At 52.7% G+C, this 23,299-nt stretch carries 13 protein-coding genes and 2 tRNA genes; 13 read left to right on the top strand and 2 right to left on the bottom strand.

What is annotated here, in order from left to right; all coding sequences use genetic code 11:
- Positions 1–326: 326 nt before the first annotated feature.
- The 3 genes from H6507_05110 to H6507_05100 all read left to right on the top strand — a co-directional run bounded on the left by H6507_05110 (position 327) and on the right by H6507_05100 (position 4,524).
- Positions 327–4,187, top strand: coding sequence for a PAS domain S-box protein (locus H6507_05110; protein ID MCB9368467.1), 3,861 nt, complete (start codon positions 327–329; stop codon positions 4,185–4,187).
- Between the two features lie 157 nt (positions 4,188–4,344).
- A tRNA-His gene (locus H6507_05105) sits at positions 4,345–4,418 on the top strand.
- Positions 4,419–4,452: 34 nt separating this feature from the next.
- Positions 4,453–4,524: transfer RNA gene (locus H6507_05100), tRNA-Glu, on the top strand.
- An 87-nt stretch (positions 4,525–4,611) separates the two neighbouring features.
- On the opposite strand, the gene H6507_05095 is transcribed toward H6507_05100, so the two are convergent.
- Positions 4,612–6,108: a hypothetical protein gene (locus tag H6507_05095; protein ID MCB9368466.1), complete on the bottom strand. Its 1,497-nt coding sequence runs from the start codon at positions 6,106–6,108 to the stop codon at positions 4,612–4,614.
- A gap of 159 nt (positions 6,109–6,267) precedes the next feature.
- On the opposite strand from H6507_05095, the gene sppA reads away from it, so the two are divergent.
- A complete protein-coding gene (sppA, locus tag H6507_05090) occupies positions 6,268–8,055 on the top strand; it encodes a signal peptide peptidase SppA (protein ID MCB9368465.1) in 1,788 nt (595 codons plus the stop codon).
- Between the two features lie 73 nt (positions 8,056–8,128).
- Here sppA and H6507_05085 read toward each other — a convergent pair whose 3' ends face one another.
- Positions 8,129–9,244, bottom strand: a complete 1,116-nt coding sequence (locus H6507_05085) for a hypothetical protein (GenBank protein MCB9368464.1) — start codon at positions 9,242–9,244, stop codon at positions 8,129–8,131.
- A 448-nt stretch (positions 9,245–9,692) separates the two neighbouring features.
- Here H6507_05085 and H6507_05080 point away from each other — a divergent pair, with 448 nt between their 5' ends.
- From H6507_05080 to H6507_05040, 9 genes are all read left to right on the top strand, one after another.
- Positions 9,693–13,391: a T9SS type A sorting domain-containing protein gene (locus H6507_05080; protein ID MCB9368463.1), complete on the top strand. Its 3,699-nt coding sequence runs from the start codon at positions 9,693–9,695 to the stop codon at positions 13,389–13,391.
- Positions 13,392–13,432: 41 nt separating this feature from the next.
- On the top strand, positions 13,433–13,825 hold the full coding sequence (locus tag H6507_05075) for an HTH domain-containing protein (protein MCB9368462.1): 393 nt from the start codon (positions 13,433–13,435) through the stop codon (positions 13,823–13,825).
- Positions 13,826–13,831: 6 nt separating this feature from the next.
- Positions 13,832–15,397, top strand: coding sequence for a histidine ammonia-lyase (gene hutH / locus H6507_05070; GenBank protein ID MCB9368461.1), 1,566 nt, complete (start codon positions 13,832–13,834; stop codon positions 15,395–15,397).
- A gap of 121 nt (positions 15,398–15,518) precedes the next feature.
- Entirely contained in the window at positions 15,519–16,166 is a 648-nt protein-coding gene (locus H6507_05065; GenBank protein MCB9368460.1) for a carboxymuconolactone decarboxylase family protein, read from the top strand.
- 153 nt (positions 16,167–16,319) lie between these two features.
- Positions 16,320–18,227, top strand: coding sequence for a molecular chaperone DnaK (dnaK, locus tag H6507_05060; GenBank protein MCB9368459.1), 1,908 nt, complete (start codon positions 16,320–16,322; stop codon positions 18,225–18,227).
- Positions 18,228–18,519: 292 nt separating this feature from the next.
- A complete protein-coding gene (locus H6507_05055; GenBank protein ID MCB9368458.1) occupies positions 18,520–19,206 on the top strand; it encodes a methyltransferase domain-containing protein in 687 nt (228 codons plus the stop codon).
- Positions 19,207–19,351: 145 nt separating this feature from the next.
- Positions 19,352–20,050 (top strand): hypothetical protein, encoded by a 699-nt coding sequence (locus H6507_05050; protein ID MCB9368457.1) that lies wholly within the window; start codon positions 19,352–19,354, stop codon positions 20,048–20,050.
- Positions 20,051–20,109: 59 nt separating this feature from the next.
- Entirely contained in the window at positions 20,110–22,734 is a 2,625-nt protein-coding gene (gene clpB / locus H6507_05045; GenBank protein ID MCB9368456.1) for an ATP-dependent chaperone ClpB, read from the top strand.
- Positions 22,735–22,873: 139 nt separating this feature from the next.
- Positions 22,874–23,281, top strand: a complete 408-nt coding sequence (locus H6507_05040; GenBank protein ID MCB9368455.1) for a cobalamin B12-binding domain-containing protein — start codon at positions 22,874–22,876, stop codon at positions 23,279–23,281.
- Positions 23,282–23,299: the final 18 nt, after the last annotated feature.

Here is a 23,299-nt window from a genome sequence, read left to right as displayed (position 1 = left end):
AACAAATTGCCGCAAATACATACGAAGCTCCTTTGAAACCAAAAATGCGAAGGCAAAGACAAACGTCTCAAATTACTGATAATCTGAAAATATAGGCCGATTGCTTAGCGAGTGCAAGAATTTTCTTTCCCATGCGAAAAAAAATTTGCATGTAACTTTGATAGTAAGCGGTTCTTTTGAAGCCAACTGCCCCGGAAAACTTAAGGCTTCTCTTTAGCTTTCGCGTACTTGGGAAGGAGCGCGACTAACGGAACTGATTTTGCACTTAACGGCGCTGTCACGAATACGATTGCTAACGTATCTGAAAACGAAGGTCCCATTCTTCAATGCCAACTGATTTCAACGAGTTGCAGCCAGACGATTCACAAGCATCCAATACCACCCCGGACGTGTCTTGCCCCATTTCCGAACGGGAGGAATTGCTTGCCGAGCTTGAGTCATTGCGAGATCGTCTGGCGGACCTTGAGGACCATGAAGTTCGAAGAATCTCCGAGGAGCAGGAGAGGTTTGATTCTCTCAACGTCTTGGATGAGTATGCCCAACAGCTTGAAGAAAGCCGTGACAAACTCGCCCATCTGCTCCGAGCAGGTGTCGCTATCGAAGAAGCCCGCTCAACTCACGAAATCCTGCAAACGGCGGCCGATGCCGTCGGCGCGGCAGGCTGGGCTTCTGCAGTCGTGTATCTCTTGGAAGAATTCGAAATCGTTGAATCAGCCTATTACGGCGTATGCGATGAGGACATTCGCGAGCTGGAAAGCAGCCGCAGGCCGCCCGAAGAACGCAAACGTATGTTCTCGGCTGAACTCGATCAGTTTAGAGTCAGCCGTTCCTACTTTGTTCCCGCGCAACGAATCCACGAGTTCATCAAAACAGAGTACGTTGTACCCGGACGGAGAGAGTCGTTGCCCGGTGACGATTGGGATCCCATGGACTTGGTCTATGTGCCGATGTACTCCAGTACCGGCAAAGTGCTCGGATCGATCAACTGCGACGACCCGGTAAACGGCAAACGACCCAATGCAGAAGTTTTCCAGTACCTTGAAATCTTCGCAGACCTTGCCGCTCGAAAAGTAGAAACCGTGCAACTGCTCAACAAACAGGTGCAGATTGAACGTCAATTGCGTGAAAGCGAGAAGAAGTACCGCACGATTTTTGACCGCTCCGCCGACGGTTTCTTCTTAATGGATGACCTTTTCCGCGAGTGCAATGACGCCGCCTTGCAGCTCTTTGGCTGCGACAGAGACGACATCATTACTCACTCCCCGGCAGAATTCTCGCCCAAGTACCAGCCCGACGGACAACGCTCAGACAAACTTGCTGCAGAACACATCAATCGAGCCCGCAACGGCATCCCTCAGAATTTTGAGTGGGTCCATATGCGCAAAGACGGCGCCGAGTTGAATTGCGAAGTTTCGCTGGCACAAATCGAAGTCGGCGGCAAGTCCATGATCATGGCTATCGTGCGTGACCACACTGAGCGAAAGCGCACAGCCCACGACAAGGAAACTACCGCCGTGGCCTCACAGCTCTTCTTGTCGGCGCGATCCATGGAGCTGATCTACTCGCAGTTACCCAAAATTCTCACTTCCAGATTCCCGCTGGACATCGCGGCCGTCGAACTGTTTGATCCCACCACGGACGAAATGGTCTTGGTCGGTGAAGAAAACACCGGACTGCCGTTGGGGTTCAGAATCCCTATCGGAATGTCCGTTTCCGGGACCGTTGTTCATACCGGCGAACCCGTGGTCGATGCCCAAACCGGCCGCAGGCCCGACTATGCGCATGCGAGCCTCAGACGTGTCGGACTACAAAGAATCGTTTGTGTTCCCTTGAGAGTTCGTGACCAAGTTATCGGTGTCATTTGGCTGGGAAATACGCAGCACGCGCCGTCCCTTGAGCATGCGACGCAGGAACTGAACCAAACTCTTATCCCCCTGAACATTATCGCCAACTATCTTGCTCAGGCGATTGACCGGCAACGCGCCGAAGAAGAACTTTTTGATCTAAAACAATTCTTCGAGAATCTGCTTGACAACTTGCCCGCTCAGGTCGCGGTTTATGATCCCAATGGAAACTACAAATACGTCAATCGCTCCTGCATTGAAGATGAATCCATGCGGGAATGGGCCATCGGTCAAAGCGATATTGATCTTCAAGAAAAACTGGGAGCACCCAGCGAAGTCGGTCGCAAACGAGTTGACGCGATCATGGAAGCCACGCGAGAGCGGCAGATTGTGGCGTTTGAAGAACGCGCCCGCGACGCTCGTGATCGAGAAAGGTACTACTTGCGGGCAATTAGCCCTGTGCTTAACGCCGCGGGAAAGGTCGAGTACGTAATTGGCTATGGCTTGGATATTACGGATACGAAGCTCTGGGAACAAGAACAGAGTTTGATGAGACAATTGCCGACCGAGAATCCATTCCCGGTGTTGGCCTGTGACTCTTCGGGCAAGGTGCTCTACATGAATCCGTCTGCCGACCGCTTGGCTGCAATGTCTGACTCGAGAAACATCCTAACGCTGCTTCCCGATAATCACGTTGATACGATCAGGGATTTGATCTCAAGTGAGTCTAAGACCGCGAAACGCGACAAATGGACGCAATCGGCACACCTGATGTGGACCTATTGCCGAACGTCCGTGGGACAAGTACAGGTCTATGGTGTCGAGCTGCCTGCCGACGGGGGTAGCCATTGCGATGAACGAAATCTCGAAAAGGCCGTTTCGAGTGCGCTGACTTCTCCCGTTTGGATTATTGATGCTGCAGGCAACACCGTCTCTCGCAGCAGTGCCGCTCAAAGCCTGCTTGAAAATTACGGTGCAACTACCTTGCGCGATCTCTTGGAGGACAAGTTCTGGGGCGACATCCTCGCGCAAAAAACTCCGCTCGAAAAAATTCAATTCGAAACCCAGCACCTTTCCCGGGTTTGGAAATGGTATTCGACGGTTACGGTCGAGCATATGCGGATTGTTGAGCTGCATGACGTGACCGAGGTGCGCGAGCTTCAGGAAAAACTGCGGCACGCGCAGAAACTGGAAGCCGTTGGCCGACTTGCCGGGGGAATTGCACACGATTTCAACAATCTCTTGACGGCTATCATGGGAAATCTTGAATTGTTGGAGCGCGGACATGTTGGAACGGAAGACTCGCGCAGTTGCGCACGCGAAGCGGCTCAAGCGGCCGAACGCGCGTCCGTTCTAGTCAAACAGCTTCTCAATTACAGCCGCAAGTCCTCGGAGAAACCTCGTCCGCTCGATCCTAATGCCGTCTGTTCAACGGTCGTTCGTATGTTGGCTCGTACAATTGATCGCAGAATTGAGGTTCGAGAAGAACTGCAAACGGAAGTGTGGCCGGTGTCCGCCGATCCGCACCAACTTGAACAGGTACTCATGAACCTCGGTGTGAATGCCGCCGATGCGATTGTCGAACGGGTACTAAGTTCGAAAATGGCGGAAGAAAGCCCGGCTATTCAAATACAAACGACCAATGTGGCAGGATACTCGTTCATTAACCGTGAGGGCAAACGAGTCACATTTGATTCCGTCGCCATCGTTGTGCGGGACAATGGATGCGGTATGCCGCATCAAATTCAACAAAAGGTCTTTGACGCGTTTTTTACCACAAAGTCCGAAAACCGCGGGACGGGCTTGGGTCTTTCGATCGTAAACGAACTGGTTGATCTCCTTGGCGGCCATATTGAGCTTGAATCAGAAGAAGGTAAGGGGACAACCTTCCGAATCATGCTTCCGAAGTCCAGCGAAAGCACAGCGCCAGACTCAGTGGTTCAGAAGTTTGCGAATGTCCGCGGTGGATCCGAAATTGTGCTGCTCGTTGACGATGAACCGGTGATCATTGATCTTGGCAAAGAAGTGCTTGAATCCGCAGGCTACAAAGTGCTTGTCGCAAGAGATGGAAAACAGGCCATTGAAGTATTCGAACAAAATATCCATGAGATTAACCTCGTTATCATGGATGTTTCTCTGCCTGTGATGAGCGGAGACGAAGCGGTAGCGGAAATGTTGTCGCAGCGAGAAAACCTGCCTGTAATTCTCTCAAGCGGCCTGCCTGATGCAGCTTCTCGCCGCAGAAAAATCAGCCTGGGCTCCGTAGCTTTCATTCAGAAACCCTATCGGCCCTCCGAGCTCCTCGGGGCCGTTCGAGAGGTGCTTGACCACTCAAGTCTCTAAGACTCCTCGGCTTTGCATTCCTTCCAAATCTCATAACTCGTTAATTATCAACGCGAGTGCTTGGTCAGTTCCTGATAGAGGGGCTTGATTTTAATTTTGCAAATCCATATTGTTAGGGTTCTTACGGCTTGTAGGTTCAGCTTGCTAAGTCGTTATGGTGGCTGTAGCTCAGTTGGTTAGAGCATTGGATTGTGGTTCCAAGGGTCGGGGGTTCGAATCCCCTCAGCCACCCACCACGATACTCTATTCCTTTTTTAGATTTCGTGGCCCCATCGTCTAATGGTTAGGACTCGAGATTTTCATTCTCGCAATGGGAGTTCGATCCTCCCTGGGGTCACAACAAAGCCCTCGTCATTTGGCGAGGGCTTTTTGCTCAACTTTTTCTCCGGTTCTTCAGTCTATCTATATAGTGGCACCCACAATCCTAAGACCCCATTTGGGCAAGTGCCGGGCGCACGCCGCCGCGGAGTTCATTCGCGCGTTTCACGGCCGCTGAATACTCGGGATCTCCCTGTTCGATGTAACTGAGTCTCACGAAAATCGCAGCTACGGTCCAATATATATAGTTCATCGAGTCGGATTGCCACGCGGACTGATAGAATAACCACGCACAGTACAGAAACGTGATGCCTTCAAGCATCCTGCCATACACACGGTGGTCAAACGACGTTGATCGCCGCAGCACGCGCCCCCTGTGATAAATCATGTACAGAAGAAGGAACATCAAGATCGTTCCGAAATATCCGTACTCAATGAGCATCCATGCAATCGATGGCGAACTTGACGAAAGACCAAAACTCGCGAAATACTCCGCTGTCGCGGTGCGCGAGTCCGATACATAGGAAAGAGTGATTGATCCCGGCCCGTGGCCGAACCACATCGATTTGGCGTTGTCGGCCGCAAGCACAAATGCACTCAAAATTTGGTAAGACCGTTCCTTATGCTCCCCTTGTGGACGGCTTATTTCGGTTTCGAAGACTTCAGGGAGTTTGGTTATGTACGTAAGCGGGTTTCGACCTTCCCGCCAGTACCCCGTTTCGACAATCACATAGTCGACGGCGACGAACATTCCCGCTCCCAGAATACTTAGCATGATTGCCATTCCCGGCCGCCTGATGAACTCGGCCCGCACCATAAACAAAATGTACAACGGCAGCAACAGGAAAAAGAACTTTGCTTCACCGAGAATCGGGCAAATAACCATCCAGACCATCGCAAATAGATACCAACCGTGCACGCGACGCTCTTCGATCATTTTGGAAATCAGGTATGTATAGAGGACAAGCAGAAACAAGGCGATCCCCGGAGTCTGGTTGCGACCAAATGTGCCGTTGAGATCGTCTTCGGATATCCAGCTTGTGAATCTCCATTGCCAAAGAATCACCGGAGTCTGAACCAGTCCCACGATAAACAAAAAGCGAATGAACTTTGACGCGAAATCATCCTTGGGATGCAAACCCACGGCCGCAAGGAAGAGCAGCAAGTAGCGGAACCCGACACGAATACCGACCAAAGTTGTAGAAACGGCTTCACCGTTCATTAGAGCTGACAAAATGGCGAAAACCAACAGCGCCAATATCATCTTTTCGATACCAAATACCTTATGTTTGGCCGTGAAAAACGTCAGGCCGTAACGCAAGGCAAAAAGGACGATCAAAAGGTCAATCAGCCATGTGGCTTCGCGGGGGATTAGTTGCCAATATTCGGACAACCAGTCCGAAGAATAGACAAGAACCCCGAGAGCATAGAGGGCGACTTTTGGCGCGGCAAAAAAACCGATGGCCAATGGCACACCCACGGCCGCAAGATAAAGTATGCGGTTCTCGGGATCCGTCCCCTCAAAGAAGGCAAATATGATGGCTGTGTAGAGGACAGCTACTCCACCCGCCATCAATGCCATGAGTGCTTTGTCGAGATTCAAACACTAACTCCAGTTTATTAAGCAACATATGACGGCAAAGACCGTGCCTCTCAAGGCGCGGGGCAAGCCGTATACATTTCTCAGAAGATTATCGTAAATTAAGAAGATTCCTATGGAAAACAAGTGGCCTTTGGGCTTGAACATTAAACGGAGCAAAATATGAGCGGAAACAAAGCCTGCTGCTGGATCCTCGGTATCCTCGCAGGTGGGTTCGTCCTCACAATGCTCATCGTGGGGTGGGGCATCTCACGCGCGATGAGTGGTGGTTTCCAAGCAGATTTGGGATCCAAAATCAAGGTGGAGCCCAATACTTGGCTAATGATGAGGGTTTCTGGCGTCATGCCGGACTATAATGAAGACCCTGATCTCGGTTTCTTAGGCGGTGAAAGCGGCTCGTCCTTAAATGATATGTTGCGCGCACTGGAGTACGCCAAAGAGGACCCGAATATTTCGGGTATCATCCTCAGACCTATGGGATCGAACGGCTTCGCCTCGCTGCGGGAGTTGCGTGAAGCCATCTTGGACTTTAAGTCCTCAGGGAAACCAGTCTTGGCCCACATCGAAGTCGCCAGTGACCGGGACTATTACCTCGCCAGCGTCGCCGACAGTATCTTCATGATGCCCGGAAGGCTGGGAGGGATCAATTTTGGTGGCCTTGCCTTCAGCTCGACATACTTGAAAAAGACCTTTGAGAAAGTCGGGTTGAAATTTCACGTTATCCATGCCGGTGCTTACAAAGGCGCGTTTGAGGAGCTTGGGCGTGACAGCATGTCATCGGAATTGCGCTCCAACATCACCACTCTCTACGAAGATGTTTATGGCACTTTCGTCCGTGAAATGGCGGCTGGGCGCGGTGCTATCTCGTTCCAAGCTATCGACGAAGAATACAAAAATGGAAAGAGCTTCCTTGTCGCGGGACAAGAGTGCCTGTCAAAGCACTACGTTGACGCGCTGGTTGATTGGCCGGTGCTGAGAAAACGCCTGCAAGGTGACTCTGAGGACTTCGAAAGTATTTCTCCTCGTTCTTACGTGTCGACCAAGAGAATGGTAGACATAGGAGAAGAGAAGAACCAAGTCGCAGTTCTCTTCGCGCAAGGCGAGATTACCTTTGACGATGATAACAGCGGATTCGGCGGAAGTGGTATCACTGCCGCGAAACTCACTAAGCAGCTCGATGACCTCGCGGAAGACGAAGATGTCAAAGCCGTGGTTATGCGTGTAAATTCACCCGGTGGCTCCGCGCTCGCCTCCAAGCAAATCCTTGCCGCTGCACTTAGGTTGAAGGACAAGAAACCACTTGTCGTGTCGATGGGCAGGGTGGCGGCGTCCGGAGGATATTACATCTCACTTGCTGCAAATAAGATTGTCGCACAGCCAACTACGATCACAGGCTCAATCGGCGTCGTCTCGGCAATTCCCACGGGAGAAGAACTTTACAATAAGATCGGCGCTCGCGAAGAGACGATTTCCATGGGCCGCTGGGCGAACTTCTTCCGGTTTGACAAAACTCTCGGAGAAGAACAATTTGCCGTGCTGAACAGCCTGATGGATTCCATTTACCTTGAATTCAAGGAAGACGTGATCGCAGGCCGCGAGCTAAGCATGAGCGGCTTGGATTCCATCGCGGAAGGCCAGGTGTGGACAGGAACGCAAGCCTTGAGCAGAGGACTTGTCGACACGCTGGGAGGAGTCGACGTGGCCATTGCCCTTGCCGCGAAGGAGGCTGAGTTAGGCAAGGAGGAGTATTCTATTGAGTACTATCCTGAAAAGAAAGACATCTTCAAATTCTTCGTTGAAAAGTTTGCCACGCAGATTTCCGACTTTCACCTATTGGGCGAATCGCTGCAATCCGTGAATGATCCGGGTAAACTCGCCAAATACCTAAAGAACTTCTATGAACGGACGGAGTTTCTGCAAACTCTCGTGCCCTTTAGCTTGGATATTTAAGCACCAAGCTCAGAAACGAAAAACGACCCCGCCAATCGGCGGGGTCGTTCTCATTGCAAAATACTGCAAAGGGCTATTGTTCGCAGGACGTACAATCGACGAACACCTCGTACGGTCCGGTCGTGCCGTTATTGCCTGAAATTTCGAAGAAGTACGTGCCCGGAACCAATGTCACTGTCAACTGACTATCCGTGCCGTTCGGTTGCTCGTCCGCACCGTTGTTGTCGTTGTTCACGGCCAAGGGTGCCTCGCATGTTACGGGCCATACGCGCAAATACGAATCCAAACCACCTTCGAATCCCGTGCGTCCGGGGGTATCATCGGCCCAAACACTGATCGTAACGTCGCGCGGACAATCGTCGATCGTCAAGGCGTAAACGTCGAGATCGCCGGTCTCGTCAATCTGTCCGCAGTAACCTTGATTACAATGAATCGTATTCGAGAAGTCGTCGCAGCCCTCGGGGAACGACTCTTCATGTATCAGATAGTCTGCGGGACATTCTGGTTCGGGGTTCGGATTTATACACGAGTTGCCGTGGAAGATAATCGAGAACCGGTACTGGCCAAAAGATGCGGGACCATATCCGTCCAATACGATGTAATAAATACCCGGCTCAAAGCACTGTGAAATTCCGGCCTGAAGTGTCGTGGCCACGCCGCAAACTTGCGGATTGTTGTCATTGCTGACATACGGAACCGAACCCGTTTCGCCGCAGCATCCGCCTGTGAACACGCAAAGGTACGTATCAAAACCGGATCCGCACGTCGTAATCGTGACGCTGTCCCGGTACAAAACTTCCAATCTTATGAACTGGTCACGCCCAAGGCGGCAGTTTGGATAGCTGCAGCCGTTCGTGGAAGTATTTGTTGCGCCGCTCGTTGCGAAGATGTAGGTCATTCCGGAATCCGGTCCCACAATGAGACCGCCCGGGCACAGATTCGTCAACTGATCCAGCGGAGACATCTCGACGCGTTCGTGCTGGTCGGGGTTCACGATCCTGTCCAATTCGAAATAGCGGTCGTAAAGCGAAGTGGGAATATCCTGATCCGCTGCCTTCAAATCGGTGATCTGCTGAAATACCTGCCAGAGTTCAGCGGATTCTGGGCTTTCCGGAGACTGCGTCTGCTGCGCAAAGCCGATCACCGACAAACTCGCGACTACTACGAGAATCAATATAAAGTTCTTCATCTCTTACAATTCCTGTATCTACGGGTAACTCAATTTGACATTTCTTGCCTATTTGCCCAGTCCAACATACATTTTCTAGATTCCTCGTTCCAACCTATGGAACTTAAACAACTGAAAAACAGTTCTTAAAGAAGATCGGTACGTCGAACCCTAACCCAGGCAAACGGCTGTGAGACTCTATGGCAAAACCTGCTCCAACTTACAAGTCTCGGATATTTATTGCGCCTCTCTTGACTCCGCCTCTCCAAACAGCTATCTTCCAAAATTCAAGACACTAACATGCTAAGCGTGGGTCAAACTCCCTTTTTAGAGGCAAGCCTTTACAAAATACATACTTCTTATCGGCTCGTCAAGCTCCGATTCCAGTAAATCAGAGACCTGACGAGTCATTTTGTCACAAAACCAACATATTTACTACAGTCTGGGGTCAAGAAAAGTAAGGTGTCACATGCATCCTAAGCACAACTTCTTAGCAGCCTTGTTCGCATTGGTCTGCGCGATTGCACCCGCTGTCGCCCAAACTGTCCCAATCGGCCTCTATCCCGAAGCCGAATTCTCACCTGACTTCGAACTCCTCGAATCCAACCAGGATGTGATCAGGTTCAGCCTCGACATGTCCCGTTTGCTGTCTACGGGAAGCATCGATCTCCGCCAGCACCTGCCCGGAACCATGGGTGAAATGGACTCCACCGGCGCACTCATGCCGCGGGTCACATTCTATCTATGCTTGCCGGCAACCGGAAATCCGACGGTGACAATCGAAGAGTGGTCGACTCTGGCACGAACGGTATCGCCACAGTCATCCATACCCGAGAATACCCCGTCAGTTCCGCGTGTTTCCTTGGAAGACGTCGGCATTTTCGGCGGCGTTCGTATCGTTCCCGTTACTGTCAAGCCTGTGACCTATACGAACAATACGGCAAGCTGTGATGTTATGCAGCATGCAGTGATTCGCATTGATATTGACGATCAACAAGGGCAAAATGCGTTGGTTTCCATTCGTCCGGCTTATTCTGAGATGTGGCAAAAAGTCCTGAAGTCCGTGGTCATGAATTGGCAGGACATACCTTTCCTGTCTATCACCGAGCCTTCGCATATTTTGTTCATTGTGCCGAATGCCTTTATGTCTCTGGCCGATGCTTTCATAGATTGGAAAAGGCAGCTTGGTTTTGAAGTGACCGTCGTGCCGTCCAGTGAAATTGCCGGTGCCGGCGGAAACAACTTGCGCAATCGCATCATTAGTGAATTGTATGCCGGAGATTACCGGGTAGATTACGTTCTGCTTGCCGGTGATGAGACAATGATTCCGGTACATATGCTGAACACCGAAGATCCCGTAACCAGATTTAGCGACGCGTCGTTCCCCGGTGATTTCACGGAGGAAGCACACTACACTGAACTTGAAGGTTCGGATCCCTTTCCGGACGTTTTTCTTGGACGTTGGCCGATCAACGAACAACCTGAGTTCTTGACCGTGGCCAATAGGATCATTCAGCACGAAAAGACGCCCTTCGTTTTAGACTCTACGCGCTTCGATCGTTGTATCGTGTCTGCCGATAACAGTGTCGATTCACAGCGTGAGACCATTGCCTACTCGCGTCTCATGCTGTTAGATGCTGGATTCGAACAAGTGGACACCGTTTGGGCCGACGATCATCCGAGTCCTCAATTTATGATCAATTTGGTCAATCAGGGTGCAACGTTTGTTAACCACCGAGGATCAGGTTGGAACCAAGGCTGGGCCGGTATCAACTTCTATTACTGGACTGTGGACCAGATCTCAAACTCTGGGAAGTTGCCGATAGTAACCGGTATTGGTTGCGGTGTCGCCAAGTTTGACGCGGCCGACGGCCAGTGTTTTGGTGAAGCGTGGATGACTCACGGAAATCCGTCCAATCCCATGGGAGCCGTGGGTTTCATCGGTCCGTGCTGGAACACCCACACTATATACAACAATGTGCTTGATACGTGTCTCTACAAAGCATTTTTGGACTATGACATAAATTCACTTGCCGCGGCTCTGGTTGCTGGCAAGATGTACGCTTGGGCGACGTTCGCGGATTTCCTCGACGAGAATCCCGTGCTTGAAGTTTCGACGGTCATGATGCGGCAGTACCTTGTGCTTAGTGACCCGTCGTTGATGGTCTATACCGACAATCCAATGAGAATTCCGGTCGTTGTGCCGACTGTTGCTCTTTCTACGCCCTCCACGATGCGCATTGAAGTTGCTTCCGGATTTTCTACGGAAACAGATTCTCTGCAGTTCAGTTTTTGGTCGCCAACTGCCGGTAATTTCCAACTTGTTCGTTTGCCAGCCCAAGCCGGGGACTATCCTGTTCCCATCGACTTTGAAAGTTCTGAAGACGTTACCGTCACAATGTCAGGGCAGAATATCCTGGCACGACAATGGACCGTGACAGTGGATCCCTCCGGGACCTTTTTGGTTCATGAGGGCCGCAGTATTTCTGATGCTTCAGGCAATGGAGACGGGCGCATTCAACCCGGAGAGCAGATTTCAATTATTGACACGGTCACAAATTTCGGTGCCGATGCCGCGTTCTCGGTTACAGGCGAATATTCGTCCGAGGCAGTAGGCTTGAACATTGTGAACTCGCAGTCGGACTACGGCAACGTGGCGACAGGTCAAGTCGTCGCGGGAACTCCCGCCTACACTTTCTCGGTAACACCTGATTTTCGCGGCAACAGCCTTCCGATGAACGTAAGCTATGCCGCGAGCGGTATCGATCCGCGTGACAGCCAGTTCTATTTGACGATTTACATGCCTGAGCTTGAGTATTCGGAGCTCAGTGTTGAAGATGGCAACAATGGCCTGCTCGAACGCTACGAACAAGCTGGACTTGTGTTCACGGTACGAAACGACGGCAATGAAACACTTCCCGCATCGACTTTGACGTTGGAACAGCAGAGTCCCTACATTAATATTGTCGACGGCACAACCACTATTCCTGAACTCGCTCCCGGCCAAAGCTTCACGATTCCCGAAAGCGCTGTGCGGATATCCGGTGCGTGGAACGCGCCGACTGGAATCCAGGCCACGATTGGCGCCCGGTTCACGGCCAATATGGCGACGTATGATTTCGATCAAGTTTTGACTCTTCCGATCGTGCTTGGACAAGTTGGTCAAGCGGACCCACAAATGGGCTCTGATCAATTGTACTTCTTGTATGATAATCTGGACGTGGACTACGATCAAGTTGCCGTGTATGATTGGGTTGAAATTGCGCCCGATGCCGGCGGGCCTGGAACCGCGCTTGCCTATGACCACAGTCAACAGACACTGTCGGTCACGGTGCCTTTCAGCTACGGCTATTTCGGAGATTCATATTCCGATCTTTCCATTTCAACCGACGGATGGGTCGCTCCCGGAGTCACTTCTGCGACTAACTATGACAACCGAGCTTTGCCCTATGCACCCGATTTCGTGAATGGCATGATCGCCGTGCTGTGGTTTGACTTATGGTATTGGTTCGGCGACGACGGACAGATTTGCTATTACTACGATTCCGTTGGAGACCGTTTCATCGTCGAATGGTATCAAACCAGCGCTTGGAACAACTCAGAACTTCTGAACACGTTTCAGGTACAACTGCTAAATCCTGCCACGCACCCGACCCCAAGCGGTGACGCAGAATGGCTCTTCCTGTATCAGGACTTGAGCTTAGTTTCGGATGCCGCGCTCGGAGCGACTATCGGCTATGAATCCCCCGATGAGACCGAAGGTGCTACGTACTACTATGACCAAAATTTCCCGGTGACGTCCGCACCGTTGGAAGCTGGCTTGGCGATTCGCTTAACCACATCTTCGCCGACGATTTCTGATGTCCCCGATGTACCCGTACAGCTTCCGTCCGAGTACGCGCTGTATCAAAACTACCCGAACCCTTTCAATCCCGAGACCACTATCGGCTTTTCGCTTCCGTCCCGTACGAACGTGAAACTCGAAATTTTCGACGTTTTGGGACGCAAAGTCGCCACCCTCGCGGACAACGTTCGCGATGCGGGCCGCTACAGCATTCATTGGGACGGAAAGAGCAGTGCCGGTGTTTCCATTCCAAGTGGCATTTACTTCTATCGTTTGGTCACCCGGGAATTCGTTCAAACTAAGCGCATGTTGTTAATGCGCTAATCCCCACAACAAACTTATATCTTACATAGGACTGTTTCGCAATGGCTAAGAAGTGGACCCCTTCAGAAGAGAAATACCTGCTGGAAAACTACGGCAAAGTTCCCATGGCCGAACTCGCCGATCGTTTCGGCGTGACTCGCAAGGCAATTAGCGCCAAACTCGATAAACTGCGCCAAACCCACGGCATTGATCCAGTCGGTGCGCGGGAGCGAGCTTCCGCCCGCCAGCGCAGGCAGGCTCAACTCAATGAAAAAGTCCCGCAGACCGGTGGCGCCAATCCGCGCAAAGTTCCGCTGATCGGTGTGATTGCCCAGCCGCAAATCGAAAATGTTTCGATTGTTGAATCGGCGACCATGGCCGCAACGACAAACGTGGTGCGCACCGAACAAGGGTGGCAGCCGCTGATGGTCGAAAAAAAGAGAGTGACGCGGTAAGTTCCTGTGGCAATCTCGATTGACGGTCTTTCGCTGACGCTCGAACAACTTGAACGAGTCAGCAATGGCGCGAATGCAACTCTTGCGGACTCCGCAAGACCACAAATAGAAGAATCCCGCGCGTGGATCGCGCGGCTCGAACAAGCTGGCGCGAATGCACCCAGCGTGTATGGAATAAACACGGGCTTTGGCAGCCTGAAAAGCGAACGTTTTTCGGTCAGCGACGCGCGTCGCGTGTCGCGAAACCTGATCATCTCGCATTGCTGCGGCACGGGTGACCCTTTTCCTGAAAGAGTCGTTCGTGCCGCGACTCTTTTGCGCGCGAATGCTCTTGCTCAAGGTCGTTCCGGCGCGCGTCCCGTTGTGATTGAGACTCTGCTCGAGCTGATCAATCGCAAAGTTGTTCCCGTTGTCCCCTCGCAAGGCTCGCTTGGAGCCAGCGGCGATCTCGCACCTTTGTCACATCTTGCAGCCGTGATCACTCGTGACCCCGATGTGGAAAGCGATGAGTCAAGCGGCGAAGCGTGGTTCGGAGGCGAATGCGTGAGTGGGGCGGAGGCTATGCGCCGCGCGGGCATTCCTCGTTTGATCCTTGAGGCCAAAGAGGGACTCGCCCTCAACAACGGCGTTCAGTTCATGTGCGCGCTGTCATGCTTAACGCTCTTGGATGCAGAGCGGTTGCTAAAGCTTCACGATGTTGCACTGGCGATGCATCTGGATGCGGCGTGCGGTGTGCGAACTGCATTTGACGTCCGGATCGCAAACTTGCGCAAGTATTCAGGTCATCGCACTGTCGCGCAAAATGTTCTTAACCTTCTCGAAGGCAGCACCTGCGCCGACAGCGATCCGACTCGTATTCAAGATGCCTACAGCTTGCGTTGTTCGCCCCAAATCGCCGGGGCAGTGCGCGACGGACTCAAGCACGTTCGCGCAGGCTTGGAGATCGAAATCAACTCCGTCACCGACAATCCGTTGGTCTTCGCCGCAGATGATCAAGTCATTTCCGGTGGAAACTTCCACGGAGACCCAGTCGGTCTTCCGGTCGACTACATGAAGATTCTCTTGACAGAGTTGGGCAATCTATCAGAAAGACGTGTGTCGCGATTGATGGACCGACACTTGAATTTTGGATTGCCCCCATATCTTGCTAACAAGCCCGGTATCGAGTCCGGAATGATGATGGCAAGCTACACGGCCGCCGCGCTCGCCAGCGAAAACAAAGTCCTCGCGCATCCCGCATCGGTCGACACGATTCCCACCTCAGAGAATCAGGAAGACATCGTTTCGATGGGCACTCACGGTGCGCGTCAAGCTGCCGAGATATTGAAAAACGTTCAGAAGATCATCGCGATTGAATTGCTGTGCGGCGCTCAAGCTCTGGACATGCGTAAGAAAAAATCTCCCGATCTGAATTTCGGCCAAGGATCAGAGTCCGCCCGCTCGTTCATCCGCAATCACATCAAGCCCTTAGAACGTGACCGATATTTGGCCGATGACATCGCCAAGTCCCTCGAGTTAGTCCAATCCGGTGAACTTTTGCAAGCCGTAGAACAGACCGTTCCGCTCACCTGAGTTTGCCGAGCGGGGATTAAGCGCGTCAGCGCGGTTCCCCGCCGGAATCCGATTCATTGCCGGGCTGGGTTAAGGCTGCCGCAACCCGGCCGGAATCTCACCGGAATTTGTAGATCATAAATTGGAACCTTCCCCCCTAACCCAATTCCTTGATGAACACCCCGAGCAGGAGCAGCTACTCCTGCTTTGTGCTCTCTCCGTGCTTTGGCTGAAACCGCAAGACCCGCTGGCCAAAGAATGCGTCGCTCGTTATAAAGAGCGCGGCTTCTCGATTGAAGCGTTGCGTGAAGCGGCGTTGCAGCTCTTCTTGTTGGCAGGGTTTCAATCGTCACTTGAAGCGGCCTTCATGATCCAGGAGGTCTATGGCAACGGGCTGCCCGCTCACGAAAACGAGCTGATCGACCTTCCACCGATGGGCACCTTCGAGCGCGGCTGGGCCTTGCAGGCCGAAGTTTATCGCGGCAATGTCGAGAAACTCCGCCACAATCTCGAAGGGATAAGCCCCGAGCTTTCGCGCTGGACGGTCTGGATCGGCTACGGTTTGGTGATGTCCCGCCCCGGAATTCCAGCCCATTGGCGCGAATTGATGGAGACTGCCGTTTTGGCGGTACAAGGTTTTCCCCGGCAGCTCTTCTCGCACTTCAAAGGTGCGCTAAACCTCGGTGCGACGGTTCTTGAAGTCGAGTCAGCTCTGAGAGTAGCTGAACTAATCACCTCCGCCGAGACCCTCCGGCCCGCATGGCAGATGTGGCGCCGGATTGACAAATAGTCTCTGACATATTGGCAGAAATTTGTGGCAGACTTACAATCGAGTCTGCCACTTTCTTTTTGTAAAACATAATTTTAGCTATCTGGTATGACCCTTGCCTACATATATGTTGAACGATAACTTGAATGTTCAACCAATCTGAAGGATAAAATCATGTCGAAAATCATTGGAATTGACCTCGGTACCACCAACTCCTGCGTCTCCGTCATCGAAGGCGGCGAACCCGTGGTGATCCCGAACAGCGAGGGAGCGCGCACCACGCCCTCCGTGGTCGCTTTCTCCAAAACGGGCGAGCGCCTCGTCGGAGCCGCCGCCAAACGTCAGGCCGTCACCAACCCCAAGAAGACCATCTACTCGATCAAGCGCTTCATGGGCCGCCGCCGCGATGAAGTCGAGCACGAAATGAAACTCGTGCCCTACGAACTCGTCGGTGGAACAGGCCTGGCCAAAGTCAAAATAGAAGACAAGGAATACACGCCCGCTGAAATCTCCGCGATGATTCTGCAAAAGATGAAGCAGACCGCCGAGGATTATTTGGGCGAAAAGGTCCACAAGGCCGTCATCACCGTGCCCGCGTACTTCAACGACGCGCAGCGTCAGGCTACGAAAGATGCCGGCGATGTCGCGGGTCTCGAAGTCGTGCGCATCATCAACGAGCCGACCGCGGCTGCGTTGGCTTACGGTCTTGACAAAGATCACAAGGACGAAAAAATTGCGGTCTATGACTTGGGCGGCGGTACGTTCGATATCTCGATTTTGGAACTCGGCGACGGCGTCTTCGAAGTGAAGTCCACCAACGGTGACACGCACTTGGGCGGCGACGATTGGGATCAGCGTTTGATCGATTACCTTGCCGAAGAGTTCAAGAAGAGCGAAGGTATCGACCTGCGCAAAGACCCGATGGCGCTGCAGCGTCTGAAAGAAGCTGCCGAGAAAGCCAAGATCGAACTTTCGGGTTCGTCGCAGACGCAAGTCAATTTGCCGTTCATCACCGCGACTGCCGACGGACCCAAGCACTTGGACATCGTCGTTACGCGCGCGAAATTCCAAGAGCTGACCGAAGATCTCGTGCAGCGCAGCATCACGCCGACGAAAAAAGCTCTGCAGGATGCGGGGATGAGACCTTCTGACATCGATGAAGTGATTTTGGTCGGCGGTTCGACCCGCATGCCGCGCATCATCGAAGTCGTCAAAGAGTTCTTCGGCAAAGACCCGCACCGCGGGGTCAACCCCGATGAAGTCGTGGCCGTCGGTGCCGCAATCCAAGGCGGAATCTTGGCGGGCGACGTCAAAGACGTGCTCCTGCTCGACGTAACCCCGCTGTCGCTCGGTATCGAAACGATGGGCGGCGTGATGACACACTTGATCGAATCGAACACCACGATTCCCACACGTCGTACGGAGATCTTCTCCACGGCCAGCGACAGTCAACCCTCGGTCGAAATTCACGTCTTGCAAGGCGAGCGTCCGATGGCGATGGACAACAAAACCATCGGCAGGTTCAACCTCGACGGAATTCCGCCCGCGCCGCGCGGCGTCCCGCAGATTGAAGTGACCTTCGACATCGACGCCAACGGAATTATGCACGTCAGCGCGAAAGACAAGGGTACGGGTAAAGAGCAGTCGATCAAAATCACGCACTCGAGCGGTCTGTCCAAAGAAGAAATCGAGCGCATGAAGTCCGACGCGAAAGCTCATGCCGACGAAGACAAGCAGCGCCGCGAGGAAGTTGATATCAGAAACGGCGCGGATGCTCTGGTCTTCCAGACCGAGCGTCAGATGAAGGAACTCGAAGAGAAACTCGGCGCGGACAACAAGGCCAAACTCGAAGCCGCAGTCGGCCGCGTGAAAGAAGCGTTGAAAGGTTCAAGTGTCTCCGAAATCAAGAGCGCGACCGAAGACCTGAATAGCGTCTGGCAGCAAATCGCTCCGTCACTCTATCAGGACGCCCAACAAGGCGCACCGCAAGGTGAACCCTCAAGCGAGGCCACGTCCGACGACACCACAGAAGGCAAAACCGAAACCGCCGACTACGAAGTCGTAGACGATCAGAAGAAGTAGGGGCGGATGGCAATCCGCCCACGGATGACAGAGCGATAATTTAAAACGCGTCGTCATCCTGCCTGTCTTTGTAAGGAAACGCAGTGAAAGACCTCTCCCATCTCCCCCCATTCGCGTCTGCGCGAATGGGGGGGACTAAGGGGGGCTTCCGAAACCCTTGAGCAATTCAAGGATTGAAATCCGTGAACAAATGTTCGCACAAGTAATTTCGCCGAGCGGGGATTTAGCGAAGTGCTTAACAAGCACGCAGCGGTTCCCCGCCGGAATCTGAGAGCCACAGCCGCCGAGCAGGATGTCCCCGTCCCGCCGGAATCTGATTCTCCGATTTTCTATTTTCTATTTGCTATTTTCTATTTTAAACACCGTGTCCCTACAAACTCTCATCTTCAAACAATTCGGCAAACCCTCGGGCTTCCTCGGTCGCATCGTCGGCTACATTCTCGCCAATCGTCCGTCCAACATCGAGCGCGGCGAGTGGACGATCAGTCTGTTAAATCTGCAACCGACCGACCGCGTCCTCGAAACCGGCTACGGGTCCGGCTTGACGATTGAGAAGATGAGCAAACAAGTCACCGCAGGACAAATCGTCGGCATCGACTATTCCGATGTCATGTACAAAGTCGCCGGCAAGCGCAACCGCCAAGCCATCGCCGCAGGCCGCGTGAAACTCTATCTCGGCCCCGCGCACGAGCTGCCGCCGGAAGCGGGCCAGTTCGACAAAATCGTCGACACCAACTGCTTCAAGTTCTGGGACCACAAAGTCGCGGCCTTGATAATCCTGCGCGCGCGCTTGAACCCCGGCGGCATGATCGCCCTAACCGATCAACCCCGACACAAAGGCGCCACCAACCAAGACGCCAAAGCCACCGCTGAGAAATACGCAAACTACTTAAAAGAAGCAGGCTTCACCAACATCCGCACCGAGTACAAACAAATGCTCCCGGTGTCAGCGATTTGTGTGATGGGGGAGAGGGAGTAGAGGATGATGCGCAACTTTTTTCACTCTTGATTTACAGAAGCACACTTGTTATTTTCGCAAGTTCAGTATTGCGCTAAGTAGCGATTCAAAAAAATAGCGCGAAATCAGCAGGCAAAATCTCTCAAATATTCGAGGTAGTACAAATATGAGCAATGAGTTTCATCAGAAAAACTTGGTTGAGTGGAGACGGCGGCAAGAAGTGTTCTTTGGCACTGCCGTACCAGAAAACGCTGAGTGGAGGAGTTCAAGCGATATTGCAAAAGTCCTTAGAGAATTCTGTGGACCTAACCTCAATCACATGTTCTATCCGACAGGTGGCGGATTGGATCTCGAAACTGCCAGGCTTTCTCGAGAGGACGGCTGCATAGAGCTCGCAACCGATGATCGAGTCGCGGACATTGTGAAACCCAAATTTCTGCGATTCGAGTCATTTAAAGGCCATCCAAGCCATTCGTATTTTTATGTTGAAACGTGTGAGTTAGAGCGCAGTGGGCTTTATGATGACGATAATGTAAGAGAAGAAGTTGTTGAGATTCCTCCTTACGGGTATTTCCCTCGTTGTACGTGGGACGATGATGAATGGGATAACCCTGGAACAGGCGAGACTGAAGATCTACCTGGAGATTCCCGCCTCATAATTAGATGGCTGAAAGGGAGGTTTGTGATAACAGCTAAAAGAAGTGTGTACAATCTCATTTCTCGTCATTATGATGCCAGACACAACAAGATGAGCGTTTCTGAATTCCGATCGTATATGAAGTTACTTGTTGACGAATTTGGCGAGGAATATGAAGATAGTGTTGATACAATTAAACGAATTCGTATTGCACCCTTCGATGAGTAAACTGATTTCATTTTACCATCCGATTGGATCATACGAATAAAGAGCACCTCAGGGGAAACATGAACATAGATCAATGGACCATTAAAGCGCAGGAGGCGCTGCAAGCTGCGCAGGCGATTGCGCGGGACCAGAGTCATCAGGCTCTGACTCCGTTGCATCTGCTCGGCGGTATGTTGCGCGACAGCGAAGGAATTGCCTCCGAAATCCTCGCCAAACTCGGCAAGAGCGCCGACGACATCCGCCGTCTGGTGGATATCGAAATTGCCAAACAACCGAAGGTCACAGGCTCGGTAGGCTCCACATACCTCGCGCCGGAGTCTTCCAGACTCTTCGAGACTGCTCTCAAAGAGATGAGCGATCTCGGCGACGAATTTCTCTCCGTCGAACACTTACTCTTGGCGATGACCAAGGGCGATGACGCAGCCGCGAAATTCTTGAAAGAGTCGCGCATCACGCACGCCGACGTTCTGAAAGCGATGAAAGACCTGCGCGGCGGACAGCGCGTCAAAGATCAAACACCCGAAGAGAAATACCGCGCGCTCGACAAATACGGCCGCGACTTGACCGACCTCGCGCGCCGCGGCAAACTCGATCCCGTTATCGGACGCGACGAAGAAATTCGCCGTGTGCTGCAAGTGCTCACGCGCCGCACGAAAAACAATCCCGTGCTGATCGGCGAACCCGGCGTCGGCAAAACCGCCATCGCCGAAGGTCTCGCGCAGCGCATCGTCGCCGGCGACGTGCCCGAAAATCTCAAGAACAAGCGCGTCGTCGCGCTCGACTTGGGCAGCCTCGTCGCAGGCGCAAAATATCGCGGCGAGTTTGAAGAGCGTTTGAAAGCGGTGCTGAAAGAAGTTACGAGCGCCGAAGGCTCGATCATTCTCTTCATCGACGAAATGCACCAGTTAGTCGGCGCAGGCAAAACCGACGGCGCGATGGATGCGTCGAACTTGCTGAAACCCGCACTCGCTCGCGGTGAACTGCACTGTGTCGGCGCGACCACGATTGACGAGTATAGAAAACACATCGAGAAAGATGCCGCGCTCGAACGCCGCTTCCAACCGATCATGGTCACGGAGCCGTCCGTCGAAGACATGATTTCGATCTTGCGCGGTCTGAAAGAAAAATACGAAGTACACCACGGCGTGCGCATCACCGATGCCGCCCTGATTGCCGCCGCGCAACTGGCCGACCGCTACATCACCGACCGTTTCATGCCCGACAAAGCGATTGACCTAATCGACGAAGCGGCCTCGAAACTCCGTCTGGAAATCGATTCGATGCCCGACGAGATCGATAAACTCGTCCGCAAAATTCGTCAGCTCGAAATTGAGAAAGTCGCCGTCGCGCGCGAAAAAGATGCCGCGAGCAAAGAGCGTCTCGAAGCCATCGACGAAGAGCTGAATGCTCTGAAATCGGAAGAGAAAACCCTGCGCCTGCAATGGGAGCAGGAGAAGAAAGTCATTCAGAACATCCGCAAGATCAAAGAGCAGATCGAAGAAGCCAAGCTCGACGAACAAAAAGCCGAGCGCATGGGCGACTTGGGCAAGGTCTCGGAAATTCGCTACGGTGTCTTGCGTGAACTCGAAAGAAAACTCGAGCGCGCGCAAGCCGACATGAACAAACTTCAGTCGTCACAATCACTCCTGAAAGAAGAAGTGACGGAAGACGACATAGCCGAGGTCGTGTCCAAGTGGACTGGCATTCCCGTTTCGCGCATGCTTGAAGGCGAACGCGAAAAACTTCTGCACATCGAGGAGCGTCTGCACGAGCGCGTCGTTGGACAAGACGTCGCCGTAAGTGCCGTTGCCTCGGCAATTCGCAGAGGAAGATCGGGACTTTCAGAAGAGAGCAAACCCATCGGCAGCTTTTTGTTCTTAGGTCCGACCGGAGTAGGGAAGACCGAACTCGCGCGCTCGCTCTCGGAGTTCCTGTTCAACGACGAGCAGGCGATGATCCGCATTGACATGTCAGAATATCAAGAACGCCATACCGTCTCACGGCTGATCGGCGCGCCTCCGGGCTACGTCGGCCACGAAGAGGGCGGACAGCTCACCGAAGCCGTGCGCCGCAAACCGTACAGTGTGCTCCTGCTCGATGAAATCGAAAAGGCGCATCCCGACGTGTGGAATATTCTCTTGCAAGTGCTCGACGACGGCCGCCTGACTGATTCGAAAGGCCGCACCGTCGATTTCAAAAACACCATCGTGATCATGACGTCGAATATCGGTTCGGACTTGATCAATGCGCGTGCGGAATCGCTCGAAACCGAGTCCGGTTACGAAACCGTCCGCCGCGATGTGCTGGAACTCTTGCGCCGATCCATTCGCCCAGAATTCCTAAATCGCATCGACGAAATTCTGGTCTTCAGACCGCTCGGTAAATCTGATTTGACCCGCATCCTCGATCTGCAAATCGGGCGCACGGCAAAGCGCCTGCGCAAACAGAATATCGAACTGTCAATGACCCAGGGTGCCAAGGATCTGATTCTCGCTAACGGTTATGACCCCGTATTCGGGGCCAGACCCATGAAACGAGCCATCCAGACCCTTTTGCTGAACCCCTTGGCCGAGGCAATCTTGGGCGGAACCGTCCTTTCCGGCCAGACCGTAGAGGCGCAAGCCGCACACGGAGAACTTTCATTAACGGTCAGCAACCGTGATGAACACCCCGAAATCGCCTGAGTTACATTTCACAAACATGGGGCCGGAAGTCATTGATTTCCGGCCCTTTTTTTTGTATATTTGACGTTTAGCTGGATGAAAACGTGCAATTTGCGAGGGTCAGAGTTCATCGAGCTTTTAACTTGTCATATATTCTCACATGGATAGAAAAATCAGAGTGTTAGTGGCCAAACCCGGATTGGACGGCCACGACCGTGGAGCCAAGGTCATGGCCGCCGCTCTCCGCGATGCAGGCATGGAGGTCATCTACACAGGCCTCCGCCAGACCCCTGAAATGATTGTCAATGCCGCCCTTCAAGAGGACGTGGACGTCGTGGCACTGTCCATCCTCTCCGGTGCGCACATGACCTTTTTCCCTGCAGTGCTGAAGCTCATGAACGACAAGGGCATCGGCGACGTCCTGCTGACGGGCGGCGGAATTATCCCCAAAGGCGACATGGAAGCCCTCGAAAAACAGGGCGTCGGAAAACTATTCGGTCCCGGTACACCAACAACTGAACCCATCGAGTACATCAGAGCATGGGTCGGCAAGAACCGGGCGGCGTAAACAAAGTTCATTCTCAAC

Source organism: Calditrichota bacterium (assembly GCA_020637445.1).
Taxonomy (GTDB): Bacteria; Electryoneota; RPQS01; order RPQS01; family RPQS01; genus JABWCQ01.
This window is presented reverse-complemented; position numbering and strand designations above follow the sequence as displayed.